Source organism: Terriglobus albidus (assembly GCF_025685425.1).
GTDB lineage: Bacteria > Acidobacteriota > Terriglobia > Terriglobales > Acidobacteriaceae > Terriglobus > Terriglobus albidus.
This window is the reverse complement of the sequence record NZ_JAGTAS010000021.1, coordinates 113,943-130,430: the sequence shown is the minus strand read 5'-3', so window position 1 is coordinate 130,430 and position 16,488 is coordinate 113,943. Positions and strand designations below refer to the sequence as shown.

The following is a 16,488-nucleotide window of genomic DNA, read 5'->3' as shown; positions in this document are numbered from 1 at the left end:
TCTCTCGATCCTCAGTCGTCAACGTCAACGACGGCAAACTGCGTCCTCGTCTCATGGCTTGCTCCATGCCATGTTAGATGGACCCAATCTAAAAATAGTTGAACGAATTAATGACTCAGGACACTAGCTGGTTCCTCCATACTCCAGTAGCAATCGCGCGACCTTCGAAAGCATCTTGGACGCCTCGCACCTAACGTGTTCACAGGATTGCGGCCATGAACCCTTTCGCGAAGCAAGCTTAATGCCGAAGGAAACCATACTCTTACATGGTCGATGCTTAAGCCATCCAGCGTAGACTGATTGCAGGAGCATAGACTTTCGCCCATTCTGGCATTGAGGCAAGGAGCCGCGCGTCGTGTGTCCAATACATGAAGAGATCGATAGTATTACTGACGCTATCCGATGAGCGAAACGTCAGAAATTCGTCGCGCCATTGAAAAGGGTGTTGCATACCTCGAATCGGTTCAGCTTCCCAGTGGTCAGATCCCGATCGACAAATGGCCCACTTGTGAGTTGAGCGGCAACTGCGTTCCTGATGCGGCGGTCTTTCCAGCAGCTCTCGCCGCTCGCGCGTTATCGGCTACACCATCGGCCGAGCGCGTCCACTCTCGCGCCATCGATTTCCTCCTGCGAGAAATGGAGCCCGACGGTCTGTGGTGTTACCCGTCGAGCGCAGGCCCGGACCATGGCTACGTTCCACTCGATACCGACGACACGGCAATCGCCTCTGCGGCGCTTACGGCCGCCGGAAAACGGATCCCGAACAATCGCGCCATTCTGCTGGCTCAACGCGAGCGCAATGGTCTCTTTCGAACTTGGATGCCGCGGTGGTGGCGTCATCCACGCAGGTACTATCGCTTCTTCCGGTACAGCCCAGCGGAAGTACGCGACGTCGACGCCGCGATCAACGCAAATATCGTCGCCTACCTCGGCGATTGCAAAGAGACTCGGCCGGCGATTGAGCACATGCTCGCAGTCCTGCGTGCTAATGGCGAAGAGGTGTCCACCAAGTGGTACGTGAGCCGCTTCACCGTCTGGTATTTCTTTTCGCACGCTCTACGCGAGATCGCGCCGGAGGCAGGCGAGATGATTGTGCCACGCATCGAAGCGACGGCGCCGATCAATGCGCTCGAGCTTGCGCTGGCATCATCAACGATGCTGCTGTGGAATCGCGTACCTGACGTCGGTCCCCTGATTGAGGCACAGTTCCCGTCCGGAGCCTGGCCGCGGGCCGCCTTCTATCACCATGGCCGTAGGCGAATTGATTCCCAACCGACGCCGCCCTGGTGGGGCTCCGAGGCATTGACCACGGTGCTCGCGGTAGAAGCGTTGACACGCCGATTGCTCGTCGAAGAGTGACTGCTCCGATCGCGATATGATGCCGTGCTTCATGGCTGATGGTCTCAAACTCGCGCTTTCGAATTCGGCCGCGCGTTTTGCGTCGAAGACCCGGGACAGATCATGACACCCGTGCGAGCTTCAAGGATGCTTTCAGAGCCGTTCGCGCAAAGTTCAACGTCGCACGCAAGGTGCGTGACACATTGGCGGGAAAGATCAAGAAATGAACCCCGAGGACGACCCAATCACCGCGATGTCGTAGAGCCGATGCCACGAGGATCGCGATCGGCAGCAACACAATGTTGAGCTCAGTCGTCAGAAATAAAAAGTCAGGTTTCGGTGTAACGATCACGGGGCGGATATGCCACCATCGGATGCGAAGCGCAACCAGAGGGACGTACGCGCCAACCGCCGCGAGTGGCCACCTACTCCGCATCTCAACGAGCATTGTAGTGCACGCAAGCAGTTCGGTCGGAAACGCAATCCACGTTCCTATGAGCATCGCGGATCGCGAATGCCGTGCGGCGAACGTCTGTGCGCCAACGGCGCGATCAGCGTCAATATCGGTGAGCTGATGCCACAGGATCGCACGTATGCCGTTCGCGAGCGCCCAGGTTCCCACTATCATGAGCCAGATGAAATTGTAGGGCCGTTGCGCTCCGCGAAACGCGAGGATCGCGGCCACTAGCGTCGGAAATAGATGTTCGCCGCTCGCGCAGGCAAGGATTCCCAGGAAGCCGCGTTTTTTCAGACGGAACGGTGGCAGAGAGTAAAGCGAAAAGGCCAGCCACACTGCGAGGTACAGCGATAGAAGGACCGCGTCGTGTCGCCAGCGGCAGGAGATTACCGCGAGGGCTTCCGCGCTGAGAATTATGAATATCAGGCCGAGAAGTCGCGAACGGCCTGCGAAACGGTTTGGTTTCCCGGCGGCAAGATCGTCTTCGAGATCGGTCAGATCGTTGACCACACTGGCGTAGACCGCGGCCGGAACGATTGCGGCGAATGCCATGAGCGCCTCCCGCCAGATCGCGCTCACCGGCACGTCGAGTATCAGGGCCGTTGCGTAGAACGCCGCGAGGACTGGGATGACTTTGTACTCCCACCATTCGGAGGCGCGAATAATTCGCCACAGAGAGACAAGTGAGAGTCGCTCAACCAACCGTTTCTCGCCGATATGCGCGTTGTCGGCCACTGGATTAATTCTGCAACTTTTTGGCTATGCCAGGCCGTAAGAGACTTGAGGGGGCTGACAAATCGATCGATCCGGTTTGCAGTGAATTCACAACTCCCAACAGCTTGGAAGTGAAACAAGCAGCCGGATCGAGAGGCACCATGGTTCTAATCGCAATTCCAGCAGCTTGACCGATCGATTTCCATTGCTCTCGCATAGCCCATGCTCGCTCCATGGCTTTGTCAAATTCGTCTACTTTCGCAGAGTCGGCTACGAATCCGGTGCGACTATCCTCTACAACTTCCGAAGTTCCGCCCTCATTTGTGACAATTCCAAACCGACCGCACATCATCGCTTCGATAAGCGCCAGTGGCAACCCCTCGGTGCGTGACGCCAGAACCAGCGCGTGATGAGTCTTCCAGATGGAATCCACGTCGCTTGTAAAACCCGGAAAATCGACATTCTTAAGGCCTAGATGTTCTGCAAGCCCGCGCAGAGCTTCGCGGTTTGCGCCTGAGCCGAAAAACGAAACTGACAAATTACGGGTTCTCCAGTGCCGTCGCGCCAACACCTGCAAAAGAATGTCCTGCCCCTTCTCGCCTGTATCCAGGCGTGCAACGCAGGCCAATTTGATCGAATGGTCCTGAGTGTCAGGCCAAGGTAGCGGAGATCCGGACACCATAAAGGGATTACGCACGACTTCCGCATTCGCGAGTGTTTCACCTATTTGAAATTCCGTGAGCCGGACATTGTGCTGGGAGACAAAATAACAGCGCAAAGCAGTCTGAAATGCAGAACGCATCACGACGCGGTGCTTGTCCGGCGGCCAATGATACTCTGTCGCTCTATGTGAAATGATGACGTACGGGCAGCCGACAATACGGCAAAGATCGCCCAAAATGACTCCGTCGAAGTTTGCGCCTTGGGAAACCACTACCAAATCGGGATTAAGACTTGTTAGAAGAACACGCAGTATAGGTCCAATCGCTCTCAGTGCAGCAGTTTTGCCGGCCGCTCGAGTCAGCAACCCGGTTACTCGGTAGAGCGGCTTGGGCAAGCGTACTCTGCCGGGCAAGAAAAAGTGCCACAAGTCGTAAATACGACACCCCAGCTCGAGCAGCCGACAGATCCGCGGGTGCATTGGATCAGCAAGGTGTTTGAAGATACTGACAGAATGCCCGTCCTGGACCAATAATGCCGCCGCTCCCGCCCATAGCTCTTCGCTTCCACCCCAATCCGGATTGCTACAAAGGAAGACAAAACGCAACATTAGCTCCTATTTGAGATTGCGACCAGCATCGATTAAACGAAGGGGCTTTCCAAGAGTAAATTCTCTTAGGATTGCAGTATCAAACCTTTCGAGCCGGATCATTATGCACCATACCACTAGTCGTCACCACTAGTCGTCGAAAATGATCCATCATGCGATCTGCTCCAATATCCAGATCCAGCGCCGCTTGTAGCAGCGGAACGTGGAACGTCGTGGTGGCCCTCTTGCGTTTATTGGGTCGGAAAGAAGCGATCAGCTCGATGCCGCACTTCTTCCAGCGCCGCCGCAGCCTCGCGTCAGCGATCACACGATCCTGGTTCTACAGTGGTCTTCCCTTGGGCCGTGGAACGGCAACCTCCCGGAGCGTGATTCCGCTGCCAGTGCACCCGGAAAAAGTATCTTTCGCACTTCTAGTGATACTGCTCAGCCGGCATCTCGCCGGGTAGGGACGGGATCGAACCGCCGACGCCTGGGCCTTATTCATGGCCGCGTACGGATATACGTCGCTACGCTCCAAGAGCGCGGCCGAAATTGCTGTATTTTCATCGGGATGGTGGCCAGGGACGGGATCGAACCGCCGACGCCGGCCTTATTCATGGCCGCGTACGGATATACGTCGCTACGCTCCAAGAGCGCGGCCGAAATTGCTGTATTTTCATCGGGATGGTGGCCAGGGACGGGATCGAACCGCCGACGCCGGCCTTTTCAGGGCCGCGCTCTACCACTGAGCTACCTGGCCCTTCGTGGAGTGTCCTTAGTATAGCAATCCGGAGCCGGATGGGACAAACCTGCGGGTTATGGACCTAGGGTATGCTGGGCCTGTTTCCACGAAAGGAATTTTTCCCTCCGATGAGATCCACACGAGTACTGTTGGCCTTGTCATGTCTTGCGATCACTGCGGCGGCCCAGACCGCAACCCAGACCCCTGGTGAATTAAAGGCGGGCCGCGTCCTGGCCTCTGCCGTGAAACAAGGCCCTCTCTCTGCCCATGCCTTCCTGGCCAAAATGCCCAAAGGAAGCGACCTGCACGTCCACCTCTCCGGCGCGGTTTATGCCGAGACCTTCATTAAGGACGCCGTCGAAGACCATATTTGCATCGACCCGAAGGCCAAAGCCTTCGCCAAAAACCCCACCGGCACCTGCGCCGATGGCCTGATACCCGCAGAGAACGTACTCAAAGACCAGACGCTCTATGACAACCTGGTCAATGCCTTCTCCATGCGCTCGTTCGTGCCCTACGCCGGCTACAGCGGGCACGATCAGTTCTTCGCCACCTTTAGCCGCTTTGGCGGTCTCGACCGCAAACACGTTGGCGAATGGCTGGACGAGGTCGCCTTTCGCGCCGCCTCGCAGAACGAGCAGTACCTCGAGATCATGCATACGCCCGACTTCAGCGCCAGCGCTGCGCTGGGCTACAAGCTTGGTTGGAGCGACGACCTCGAGGACCTCCGCCAGAAGCTGCTCGACGGCGCCGTCCGCGACAACGTCAAACGCGACATTGCGGAGATAGATAGCATCGAGGCACGCCGCAACGAGATCGAACACTGCGGTACACCTTCCGCTACACCCGCCTGTGGCATGACCGTGCGCTTCATCTTCCAGGTGCTGCGCGCCTTCCCGCCGCAACAGGTCTACGCACAGACCCTGCTTGGCTTTGAGCTCGCCTCCGCGGATCCGCGCGTCGTCGGCATCAACTTCGTCCAGCCTGAAGACTCCTATATGTCGATGAGCGAGTACGACCGGCAGATGAAGTTCCTGCAGTTCCTCAAGACCAAATACCCGAAGGTCCACCTCTCACTGCACGCCGGAGAGCTCGCTCCGGGCATCGTCCCGCCCGACGGCCTGAAGTTCCACATCCGCGAAGCTGTTGAGGTCGCCGGAGCCGAACGCATCGGCCATGGTGTCGACGTGATGTACGAGACCGATCCGCACTCCCTTCTAAAAGAGATGGCCACAAAACACGTGATGGTGGAGATCAATCTCACCAGCAACGACGGCATTCTCGGCATCACCGGCAACCACCATCCGCTTGCCAACTACCGTGAGGCCAAAGTCCCGGTCTCGCTCTCGACGGATGACGAAGGTGTCTCGCGCAGCGATCTTACCCATGAATATGAACGAGCCGCCATGGAGCACAGCCTTACCTACATCGATCTCAAGAACATGGCCCGGACCGGCATTGAACATAGCTTCCTGCCCGGCGACGACTTATGGTCTGCCCCTGATGCCTGGGGCAAGCCGGTGGCCGCCTGCGCCGCCCAACCGCTGGGCGCTGACAAACCCACGGCAAAGTGCGCAGAGTTCCTGAAATCCAGTGAGAAGGCCACACAGCAGTGGGAGCTGGAACGCCGCTTCCGGGCCTTCGAGGCAGGTGTGCAATGAAGTCCGCGCTCATCGCCATCGGGGAGCTTCTGCTGTTCTTCGCTGCGGCACTCGCCGGTTTCGTCATGCATCCCTTCAACGCGGAGAAGGTTCTCCGCACCGAAAACGGCGTAGTGCGTGTGATGGTCTTTGACTGGCTCATCACCGCCGCCGTGACATGGCTCGTCCTTCTGGCGATCGAATTCGGCATACGCCGCAACCGCAATGCCTGGCTCCGGCCGACCCTCTGCTTCGTAATCGTTGTCGTACTTGACCTTTTGTCACACCTCGGACTTAAATCCACGGAAGTAGGTCTCTACCACTTCTAAATTCCCTGCTGTAAAAGACATAGCAGCAAACCTCAACGATCCGGCTGTTAACCCAGCCGGATTTTTTTCGTATACACGAAAGTAATATGCCTTTTTTCCGCAGGAATGGAAGCAGATTTGCATTGATTTCCTCTGGTTGGTGCTGTGAAGTTGTTATGTAAGGGGCCCGAACAATAACGGGATATAAAGCAGGACGGCACGATGCCTGCAGATTCCCCGGACTCCGAAGTGCGAGGTTTTATCTGGCATGACTCTGCAGGATGTTGCCGCTGAAGCGTTGAGAAATAGTCGTGTTGCCTACTTTTCCATGGAGATCGCATTGGAGGTAGGGTTGCCCACCTACTCGGGCGGTTTGGGTGTTCTGGCGGGAGATACGTTACGCTCTGCTGCGGACATGGGCGTTCCAATGGTTGCCGTGACCTTGGCCCATCGCAAGGGTTACTTCCGTCAGATGCTCGACAGCGGCGGCCGGCAGACTGAGGCTCCGATGCCGTGGTCCCCTGAAGATCGTCTGCCCCCGGCGGGCGCGGTTACGGCCATTACCGTCCAGAACCGCGAGCTCCTGGTTCGTGCGTGGCGCTACGACATCGTTGGCGTAACCGGACATGTGATTCCGGTGCTGATGCTCGATACCGATGTCGAACCGAACGATTCGTGGGATCGCACCTTTACCGACACCCTTTACGGCGGAGACAACTACTATCGTCTCTGCCAGGAAGCCGTGCTTGGCCTGGGCGGCATCGCCATGCTGCATGCTCTCGGCGTTCAGCCAGAGGTCTTCCATATGAATGAGGGCCATGCGGCCCTGTTGACCACTGCTCTGCTCGAAGCCCGGCTGAACGGACGTCCGTTGCATACGGCTACTGATGAGGATGTTGAGGCAGTCAAGCAACAATGCGTCTTTACAACGCACACGCCCGTGCCTGCGGGTCACGACCGCTTTGGCTACGACCAGATGCTCGCCATTCTTGGACAGGAGCGTTCCGGCCTCTATAGCCGTTTCGGTGGTATCCACGACGGGTTGCTGAACATGACTTACGTGGCCCTTCGCTTCTCCCGTTACGTAAACGGTGTCGCAATGCAGCACGGCAAGGTTTCGCAGCAGATGTTTCCGGATACGCCGATCCACTACATCACCAATGGCGTACATGCGGGAACCTGGGTCTCGCCGGCCATGGCAGATCTCTTCGACAGGAAGCTGGATGGATGGCGCGCCGATAACTATGCGCTGCGCGGCATCTATGGAGTCGAGCCGCAGGAGATTGCAGCCGCACATGCTTTAAACAAGCAGCGGCTGATCGAGACAGTGAAAGAACGCACCGGCGTGATCCTGCATGAAAATGTGCTGACCCTGGGCTTTGCCCGCCGTGCCGCTACCTACAAGCGCGCAACCCTTCTCTTTGAAGATACGCAGCGCCTGCTGCATATCGCGGAAGCGATGGGCGGCCTGCAGATCGTCTACGCCGGCAAAGCGCATCCTGCTGATGCTCCCGGCAAGGCATTGATTCATGAGGTGATCAGCGCGGCTCACGGGCTGAAGCAGAGCCTCATTCACGTCGTCTATCTCGAAAATTACGACATGAACCTGGGCGCAGTGCTCACCTCCGGCGTGGACATCTGGCTGAATACACCGCGGCGTCCCTATGAAGCCAGCGGCACCAGCGGCATGAAGGCCACGCTCAACGGCGTACCCAACCTCAGCATCCTGGACGGATGGTGGATCGAGGGTTGCGCCGAAGGCTCGACCGGATGGGCAATCGAAGACGGCGCAAACGATGAAGAAGAGGCTGCCTCGCTCTACGAAAAGCTGGAGAAGGCTGTAGGCCCTGCCTTTGCCGATAAACAAAAGTGGGCAAAGATCATGCAGCACGCCATCGGCCTCAATGGCGCATTCTTCAATACGCAACGCATGGTCGACCAGTACATCTGCCGGTCGTACCGTCTGGAACGCGCCACCATGCAACCGGCCAATCATGTTGTGCCGATCACGGAAGACACGCTGGTAAGCCCGACTTCGGTATAGCGCTGCTCGGAAAGAAAAAAGCCTGCAGCGGGATGCGAAACCGCTGCAGGCTGCGAGTGTTTCGAGGGTCCTCAGTTACCTGAGGAGCTTGGTCAGGTAGTCCAACGCCTTCGGATCCTTCGACTGGCCGAGCCAGAAGATCGCCTGCTTGCGTACATCAGGATCCTTGTTGGTTTCTGCTACCTGGATCAGTTGAGCAGCCGCCTCTCCTTCCGGCAGCCGCGAGATCGCGAAAACCGCGGACCGGCGAATGCTTCGGTCCGGGTCACTCTGAACAATTTGACGAAGCTCCCCAGCGGCTCGTTTGCCGGCCTTCTGGGCCATCCAGAACTGAGCCTCCTTGCGGACGTGGGGCGAAGCATCGTTCTTTGCCATCCAGATCAACTCATCGATGGCTGCGGGATTTTCTTTACCGAGTGTCAGATCGAAGGCGAGCTTGCCACGGAGATGCTCATCCTGTTCCGTACGTGTAAGTTGCAACAGCGCTTTGACGCCATCCTGCCCGCGATGGGCGCCCAGCCAGAAGGCAGCCTTCTCTCGCACAAACGAATCGCCAGTGCTCGCCATAGAGATTAGAGTGCTGGTCGCGGCAGACGACTCATGCTGAGCGATCACCATCACCGAGGCATCGCGCACTTTGCGCTCCTGCGAAGCATTGTTGGCCAGTGATGCAAACTCACGAATGCTCTCATCCTGAGAGACACCCTCAAGCCATACAAACTTCACGCCGCCGGTATCCAGCTTGCGGTTCGGAGTTGCCACGCGGACCTTCGTGACCGCGCCCTTCTCCATACGCAACAGGACATTCACATGATCGAACTGTTCTTTGTCGCTATCCCAGGAGCCTCCGTCATGGGAGCCTTCCAGGTAGAGTGTCTGGCCATCGTTGTCCGAGAAGTGTCCGATTACGGGGATGGAGTAACCCACCCACGCAATACCGTCTTTTGACGCGGCGTTGAGCTCCGCGGGCAGACCATGAGCAGCGTGCGCGTCGACCTGCACGCCGGTGACAGCCGGTTGTTGGGCCGCTAGCGGTGCAACCAGCCCAAGTGAAACGACGAGGATGCGGAAGGCGATTCTCATGGCCTTTGTCTCCTGATACGAGAGTTTTCGTAAAAAGTTCTTAGAGTTCGGGAAAAATCCGGAAAATCGATCCAGGCGTCTGGATTGACGGGAGGAGAATCGCCTGCATCGTCCATTTCCGGACAGCCGATGCAGGCGAGTTATTAGTTAGCGCAACAGCTCGAGCATGTAATCCTGCGCAACCTTGTCGTTCATCAACGCAAGCTGCGAGACAATCTGACGTTTCATCTCCAGGTCTTTTTCTCCGCGTGCAAGTTCAACCAGCTTCTGGGCATCGCCCGAGATGAACATCGCGGAGACAGCAGCCCGCTTTGTCTTCGGATCGGTGGACTGGCGATAGGCCTCCGCCAGCGTATCGTTCGCCTTCTTCCCCTGGGTGATGGCCAGCATCTGCATCGCCTGACGCTGCAGCTCAGGGTTTTGCTTTCCAAGTGCGATCTCCCGCAGCAGGTTCTGGCACTCAGGCGACTTGTTCTGACCAAGGACAAAGAGTGCTTGCCGCTTCACCGCTTCCAGCTGATTCCCCTTCAGCAGGTCGCGAATCACCGGGACGGCCCGGCTGGCATCCTGGTTCGCCAGTGCGTTCAGAGCGAGGATCTTGAGGTCGGCATCGGGATCTCCCGTGCCTCTGCGATCGCGCTTATAAGTAAACGAGCCCTCCCCTGCTGGAATCGGCGGTACCGGGGGAACCGGCGGGACGGGACCGATCGCGTAGGTGTCCTCGTCGTTGTCGCTGGACGATGACGATGAGGATGAAGAACTGGAGGTAGACGTGCTCGTCCTGCCATTCTTGCCCACAACGACACGCACGGTTCCGGTGCGAATACCAAGAGCAGCGCAATCCTTATTCCAGGTGGACTTTGGATATTCGCTCCGGAGTGCAGCGCAGGTCGATGCCGAATCCTCACGCCGGCCAAGCTTAGTGAGCGCATACGCTTTCCAATAAAGCGCCGCGTCAGCCTTCGCTCCCTTGGCGGCAATCACCTTATCGAACGAAGTGATGGAGTCCTGCCAGCGTTGCTCATTCATCGCCTTGGCGCCGGCGGTATAGTCATCTTCCGCGGCAGCGGCGCCGGGCTCAGTGATAAGGATTGCGGGCTGTAAGGGGCCAGCCGCAAGCGCAACGTGCGCGCAACCAGCGGATGCCAGACCTGCAAGTAAAATCCAGTGCTTCATAAGTACATCTCCTTTATGACCAAAAACTTGTTTCTTGCTACTGCTTGCGGCTACCTCGAAGAGCGGCGCTCATCGTTCTGGCGCAGCACACGCAGGTCCAGCAAAAGTCCGTCGGTATTCATCTCCAGCCGCAACTGCCACGTGCTCCTCGGCGTCTCCGCCGCATGGTCCAGACCGATGAGGACTCGTCCCAGGTTGTCGAGCACCGCCGCCTCTGCGAGATCGCCGCGGTCGCGCGCCGTCTGTGTATAGACAGCGTTCTTCAGCAACAGATCGTGTGCCTGGACGCGTGTCGCCTCATCCAGCGGGCCCTCTTCATGGTTCACCGTGGTGAGCAAACGTTCGGCGGAATCAAGATGCGCGGAGATCTGCGGATCGTCAGACGGAGCATCGGTCAACGGACCATGTCCATTGACGGGATGTGCCTGCTGATGCCGGCCTACGAGACTCTTCAACGCATCGGTGACAGAGGCGCGTTGATTCGCGGTCTCCTGCCCTCCGGCTGGCTGCTCCGCATGACGAATGCGCAGACCTAGCACGACCATCACCACAATCGCGGCGGTAAGGGCTCCCGCAGCAGGCCACATCCAGAGGGAGAACCACCGCTTTTTCGGCGCAGCCTCCAGCACGGCCAGATTGCCGCGCAACCGCTGCCAGCTCAGGTCCATATCGACCGGAGTCCGCATTGGCACCGGCTCGGCCGAGAAGACGCGCAGCGTCTCTGCAATGGACTCTGCCAGCGTGGCACACTCCGCGCACTGCTCGAGATGCTCGCCAATCGAACGGGCCTCGGGGCTCTCGCTCATCTGGTACGCAATCAGATCTTCTTCGCTATAGTGCTTCATCGCATACCTCCTGCGACGGGTTCCAGGGCACGCCGAAGCTTGGCGACGGCGCGAAAGACAGCCTGTTTGGCCGAATTGACGGGGACACCAAGCGCCTCGGCGATCTCCGCCATGCCAACCTCTTCCATGTGGCGCAGAGTGAAGGCAGTGCGCTCCATCGGGGTAAGAGAAGCCATGGCGGTCTGCCGCAGCGTCGCCGTCTCCATATCCAGCAGGACGCGTTCCGGACCGGCGCGGTGACTGGCGACCTGCACGGTGCCCTCACCCACGTCATCGGAGACACGTGGCGCATAGACCGAAAGGTCCCGATTTCTGCGCTCTACCAGATTCATGGCCGTATTCATCGCTATCCTCGTCACCCAGGTTCCAAAGGCGGCATCCTGCCGGAACTCCGGAAGTTTGTTGTAGGCGCGCAGAAAACTCTCCTGCGCGGCCTCTTCCGCATCGGCTTCATTGCCGGTAATGCGGAACGAGATCCGGAAGACGGCAGCGTAGTGACGGTCCATCAGAACGCGGTACGCGTCCCGGTCGCCGGCAACTACTCGCCGGATCGTCTCTTTTTCTGCCTTCTCCATTTCGCCTCCTTAGACAGGGGGATAGGGGTGCGGTTAGGAAAGTTTGAAGAACTTTTTTATAGTCCGGATACTCCGGTCTTGCATACACAGAAATCTGCGCTATAGTCCATCCACCGGCACCCTTCGATCGGTGCTCCTCATGCGACGCGCTGCGCTGCTCTTCCCTACTCTTCTCGCACTTGTACTCAAAGGCGACAGCCTTCCGGCGCGCCATGCGCCTACTACGCCCTCTCATGCCCCGGCCATCATGCTATGGGCGTGGGAGAAACCGGAGGACCTGCGCACCCTCTCCACAGAGCGAGCAGGTGTAGCCTTCCTCGCGCAGCGCGTCTTTCTTAACGATGGCGTCCACGCCATCCTCCGCCATCAGCCCATCCGTGTTCCGGAAACTATCTATGCCATCGCCGTTACACGGATCGAGATACGTCCGGGCTTCCGTGATACCGAAGCCATGCGTGCGGAGACCGCCGCGGCCATCGTTCAGACCGCCACACTGGCGCATATTAACGGCCTGCAGATCGACTTCGACGCCACACCGGCACAGCGCGCCTTTTACACCGACGTCCTGCAACGTGTCCGCGCTGCGATGTCTCCGAACTTGTCCCTGACCATAACCGCGCTCGTAAGCTGGTGCGCTGAGAGTGACGGCTGGTTGCATACGCTGCCGATCGATCAGGCCATCCCTATGCACTTCAGGCTGGGAGCTCACGTCGGCTACTTCGCTACCCGCGAGCCGCTATGCTCTGCCTCCGTGGGCCTCTCTACCGATGAGCCGCAGGCGTATCCCTCGACACGCCCGCGGCAGATCTATCTCTTCTCTCCCAAGCCCTGGACCGGGACTGAGCTCGGCCAGATCAACCAGAACCTTCTACCGAAAGCAGAGTAACTATGCGCTCCCGCCGCAGTCTCGTTGCCGGCCTCGCCCTCCTCGCCTTTGCGGCCATTCCAGGCATGCCGTGCGGGCCGTTCTTTCCTGAGGCCATCTTCGTCATGCCGCATATGCCGGAGAACTTCGAGAAGTATGTCTCCGGGCAGACGGGCATCGTCGAGAACACCTACTGGAAGCGCTACCTGGTGCCTGCGTATCGGCAGCTCTCCGGGCAGCCGTTAACGGCAGAAGAGCAGAAGGCCTTAATTGCTGCGAACACCCGCAAATACGAAGAGGCTCCATCACAGGAACCAAAACTTGAGTGGGCAAAGGCTCGTGCCGCTGCCGGGATTACTACGAAGTTCGAGGATATGAACTACTCCCGCATCGCGGATGAGCGAGGATGGCAGGTCTATCGAAACTGTTATGACGGTGCCTTTTACAATGCTGTCCGGACCCTGCGCGCACGCCAGCAAAGCTATCCCACAGCGCATCCTGAACTCGCCGAGTGGGTGAAGGGTCAGGATGCGGTTTTTTCCAACTGCGACAAGACGGGAGCCATGCCTTCCGTCCTGCCCGACACTGCTCCTCTGTGGTTGAAGCAGGATCGCGCCTATCAGGTCGCGGCGGCACACTTTTACCGGATGGAATTGGACGCTGCCGGCGACGGTTTCCGCGCGATCGCTGCTGACTCCGATTCGCCATGGAAGGCAATTGCACCCTACCTGGTAGCACGTACCCTCATTCGGGAGACCTCGTCAAGTCAGCACAAGGACGAAACTCTTTCACAGGCGAGGGATCTACTGGAACCGATCGCACATGGAGGCGGACCTTATGCAGGAGATGCCGAGGCCCTGCTGACGATGGTCTTAATCCAACTCGATCCAGGTAAGGCCGGCGCCATGCTGGGAGATCGCCTTTCCCGTATCGACAGCCGCGCGGGGCAGGACTGGATCGATCTGAACTACATCATGCAGATCGATCTGGAGCCGGAAGTAGAAGCAGATGTTCGCCGCAGTGACATGGTCGACTGGCTCTTCACCATGGAGGAGACCGCGCATCACGCCGACGCGTACCAGCATGCACTGGAACGCTGGCGCGGCAGCCACAGCACTCCATGGCTGGTTGCCGCCATGAGCCTCGCGGATACCTCAGCGGACAAAGACCTGTACGCCGCAGCACAGGCTGTACCGGAAAGCTCCCCAGCCTATCTCACGCTCGCGCTGCATCGTCTGCGACTCACCCGGAGCCCCAAAGAGGCTTATGGAGAGGCAGACCGTATCATCCTCCAATTCAAAAATCGCACGTCACAGTCAGCTATCAACCATCTGCAACAGATACAGCGTACCAACGCCTCCACGCTGCATGAGTTCCTGCAAATATCCTTCACGGTACCTGCGCTCTATATCTACGACGCTACTGACTTTGAAGAATGGACTCCGCCGTCACCTGACGTATTCGGAAAGTCGCTCATGGCGGGCGAACGGGTAAATGGAAAGAACGCACCAAGGTTCGATCTGCAGAGTGCACTTGTTCTCAATCAGGGATTGCCTCTTACAGAGCTGGTAGAAGCAGTACTGCGGGGAGGCCTTCCACATCAATTACGCTTCGAACTGGCGCAGGCAACGTGGACTCGAGCCGTACTACTGCATCAACCTTCCATTGCTGCGAAATTGACACCCATTCTCGTTATTGGCGAACCGCACTGGAAACCGTGGCTCGAGGCCTACAACAATGCGAAGACAGAAGATGACCGTACTCTAGCCGGTCTGATGGCGATCATGCGTTACCCCTCCACGCGACCTTATGTAAACACAGGTGGCGGACGAGACGATGGTTTCGCAGGCTATAGCTACTATCGCGACAACTGGTGGTGCGAGCCAGGAAATGTCGAAGAGGGATACTGGGCCTTCCACGGAAAGACCATCGGCCGCAATTTCTCAGGATCCAATTACGACAATAAAAACAGGCTGGTTCCGTTTCCTGCGTTCCTGACTACTGCGGAAATCGAACACGCAAACGCACAACTGCATGCTATAGACACGCCCAATTCAGGAAGCGATCGCCTTGCGACCGAAGCAATTGCATGGGTGAAGGCTCATCCTTCCGATCCTCGTGGAGAGAACTTGCTTGGCTTCACCTTCCGCATGCTACGAAACGGTTGCACCACCCTCCCGCCCTGGCGGGACCCCAGCAAGCCGACGCCAAAAGACGAAGACTATCTGGAGTATCAGGTCTTCCAACTACTGCACAGCCGCTACCCGAATTCCGCCTGGGCGAAACGCTACACAACCTGGAGCAGGTACTGATCGACCCTTTATCGCGGCTCGCGAAACTTGTTCGCTCGCTGGAACTCTTCCCGCAGCTCCGGGGTCCGCAGATGCTCCCTCAGATGCTGCAGCCGCTGCTCCAGCGCCAATAGCGAGTTCGCCAGCGGGGCCGTATTGGTCATGGCCACATCGCGCCACATGCTGTACGGCGAACTTCCCAGCCGCGTCATCTCGCGAAGCGCACGGCCGCCGATAGCCCGCAGATCCGGATCGTCACCGAAGGTATCCTCCAGCAGCGCCGACAGCGCGGTCGACACCATCTGGGGCAGATGCGAGACCCATGCCAGCAACTGATCGTGCCGCGCCGGTTCCAGGTCCATCACCTTGCTTCCGATCGCCGACATCCACTCGCGCCACTCCGTCTCCTCCGCCGTCGACTCCGCATCGGCCGGCGTAAAGATCCACACCGCCCCCTGAAAGAGTCCTGCCTCCGCAATCGCAGCTCCGCCGGACTCCTTGCCTGCCATCGGATGCCCGGGCAGGAAGCGCGGCCCAGCAGAGCTGGGATACAGCCTCTGAGCGACATCAGCGATCTGTACCTTCGTGCTTCCTGTGTCAGTTAAAAGCTGGCCCGGCCTCAGCACGGGAGCCAAAGTCGTCATCCAGTCCAGAATGGCGAGCACCGGCACGGCCAGCAGCACCACATCGCTCTTCCGTGCAGCCTCCAGCGCGGCCTCTCTGGTGGAGACGACCTCGTCGATCGCACCGGTCTCGTGAGCGATGAGAAGCTCCGCAGGACTGAGATCGAAGCCGGTGATACGTCCGGAAAATCCCGCAGCCTTCAGCGCCAACCCCGTGGATGCGCCGATCAAGCCGGTACCGACAATGAGCAGGGAGTTCACTTACTGGGCGTCCTTGTACTCCTCGTACCAGGCCATCTGGATCGCCTCCAGCAGGCCCTCGGTCGACTTCATCGGATCGCCCACAAAGTCCGGCAGCTCCGTGACAAACTTGTGCAGGTCCGTGAAGCGGACGGTGAGGGGGTCCAGGTCGGGAAACTTCTCCTGAAGCTGGATACCGATCTCTTCTGCGTCAGACCATTCAATTTCGCGAGGCATGCATCACTCTCCAGTAGCTAGGGCATGGCAATGAATAAGCATCATTGACATGCCCCTAGTG

General features: G+C 58.3%; 14 protein-coding genes and 2 tRNA genes. 6 read left to right on the top strand and 10 right to left on the bottom strand.

What is annotated here, in order from left to right:
- The first annotated feature begins 402 nt into the window (after positions 1-402).
- On the top strand, positions 403-1,359 hold the full coding sequence (locus OHL21_RS02065) for a hypothetical protein (RefSeq protein WP_263415587.1): 957 nt from the start codon (positions 403-405) through the stop codon (positions 1,357-1,359).
- Positions 1,360-1,459: 100 nt separating this feature from the next.
- Here the strand turns inward: OHL21_RS02065 and OHL21_RS02060 are convergent, their stop codons facing one another.
- From OHL21_RS02060 to OHL21_RS02045, 4 genes are all read right to left on the bottom strand, one after another.
- The gene (locus OHL21_RS02060) at positions 1,460-2,530 is read right to left on the bottom strand and encodes a UbiA family prenyltransferase (protein ID WP_263415586.1); all 1,071 of its coding nucleotides are present in this window, start codon (positions 2,528-2,530) and stop codon (positions 1,460-1,462) included.
- Positions 2,531-2,534: 4 nt separating this feature from the next.
- Entirely contained in the window at positions 2,535-3,779 is a 1,245-nt protein-coding gene (locus tag OHL21_RS02055; RefSeq protein ID WP_263415585.1) for a glycosyltransferase family 4 protein, read from the bottom strand.
- 551 nt (positions 3,780-4,330) lie between these two features.
- Positions 4,331-4,407: transfer RNA gene (locus OHL21_RS02050), tRNA-OTHER, on the bottom strand.
- 36 nt (positions 4,408-4,443) lie between these two features.
- Positions 4,444-4,518, bottom strand: a tRNA-Phe gene (locus OHL21_RS02045).
- A 110-nt stretch (positions 4,519-4,628) separates the two neighbouring features.
- On the opposite strand from OHL21_RS02045, the gene OHL21_RS02040 reads away from it, so the two are divergent.
- The 3 genes from OHL21_RS02040 (at position 4,629) to glgP (ending at position 8,492) form a co-directional block, all read left to right on the top strand.
- Positions 4,629-6,161, top strand: a complete 1,533-nt coding sequence (locus OHL21_RS02040) for an adenosine deaminase family protein (protein ID WP_263415584.1) — start codon at positions 4,629-4,631, stop codon at positions 6,159-6,161.
- The gene (locus OHL21_RS02035) at positions 6,158-6,469 is read left to right on the top strand and encodes a hypothetical protein (RefSeq protein ID WP_263415583.1); all 312 of its coding nucleotides are present in this window, start codon (positions 6,158-6,160) and stop codon (positions 6,467-6,469) included. Before OHL21_RS02040 ends, OHL21_RS02035 begins: the two co-directional genes overlap by 4 nt.
- A gap of 247 nt (positions 6,470-6,716) precedes the next feature.
- On the top strand, positions 6,717-8,492 hold the full coding sequence (gene glgP / locus OHL21_RS02030; RefSeq protein ID WP_263415582.1) for an alpha-glucan family phosphorylase: 1,776 nt from the start codon (positions 6,717-6,719) through the stop codon (positions 8,490-8,492).
- A 75-nt stretch (positions 8,493-8,567) separates the two neighbouring features.
- Here glgP and OHL21_RS02025 read toward each other — a convergent pair whose 3' ends face one another.
- The 4 genes from OHL21_RS02025 to OHL21_RS02010 form a co-directional block, all read right to left on the bottom strand.
- On the bottom strand, positions 8,568-9,575 hold the full coding sequence (locus tag OHL21_RS02025; RefSeq protein WP_263415581.1) for a HEAT repeat domain-containing protein: 1,008 nt from the start codon (positions 9,573-9,575) through the stop codon (positions 8,568-8,570).
- Between the two features lie 147 nt (positions 9,576-9,722).
- Positions 9,723-10,751 (bottom strand): HEAT repeat domain-containing protein, encoded by a 1,029-nt coding sequence (locus tag OHL21_RS02020; protein WP_263415580.1) that lies wholly within the window; start codon positions 10,749-10,751, stop codon positions 9,723-9,725.
- A 50-nt stretch (positions 10,752-10,801) separates the two neighbouring features.
- Complete coding sequence (locus OHL21_RS02015) at positions 10,802-11,596, bottom strand: hypothetical protein (RefSeq protein WP_263415579.1); 795 nt, start codon at positions 11,594-11,596, stop codon at positions 10,802-10,804.
- The gene (locus tag OHL21_RS02010; protein WP_263415578.1) at positions 11,593-12,171 is read right to left on the bottom strand and encodes an RNA polymerase sigma factor; all 579 of its coding nucleotides are present in this window, start codon (positions 12,169-12,171) and stop codon (positions 11,593-11,595) included. The genes OHL21_RS02015 and OHL21_RS02010 overlap by 4 nt, the downstream gene beginning before the upstream one ends.
- Positions 12,172-12,310: 139 nt before the next feature.
- On the opposite strand from OHL21_RS02010, the gene OHL21_RS02005 reads away from it, so the two are divergent.
- A complete protein-coding gene (locus OHL21_RS02005) occupies positions 12,311-13,057 on the top strand; it encodes a DUF3142 domain-containing protein (RefSeq protein ID WP_263415577.1) in 747 nt (248 codons plus the stop codon).
- 2 nt (positions 13,058-13,059) lie between these two features.
- On the top strand, positions 13,060-15,348 hold the full coding sequence (locus tag OHL21_RS02000) for a hypothetical protein (RefSeq protein ID WP_263415576.1): 2,289 nt from the start codon (positions 13,060-13,062) through the stop codon (positions 15,346-15,348).
- Between the two features lie 8 nt (positions 15,349-15,356).
- On the opposite strand, the gene OHL21_RS01995 is transcribed toward OHL21_RS02000, so the two are convergent.
- Both OHL21_RS01995 and iscX read right to left on the bottom strand, forming a co-directional pair.
- Positions 15,357-16,211, bottom strand: coding sequence for a prephenate dehydrogenase (locus tag OHL21_RS01995; RefSeq protein ID WP_263415575.1), 855 nt, complete (start codon positions 16,209-16,211; stop codon positions 15,357-15,359).
- Entirely contained in the window at positions 16,212-16,427 is a 216-nt protein-coding gene (gene iscX, locus OHL21_RS01990; protein WP_147645973.1) for a Fe-S cluster assembly protein IscX, read from the bottom strand. It abuts the gene before it with no gap.
- Positions 16,428-16,488 lie beyond the last annotated feature (61 nt).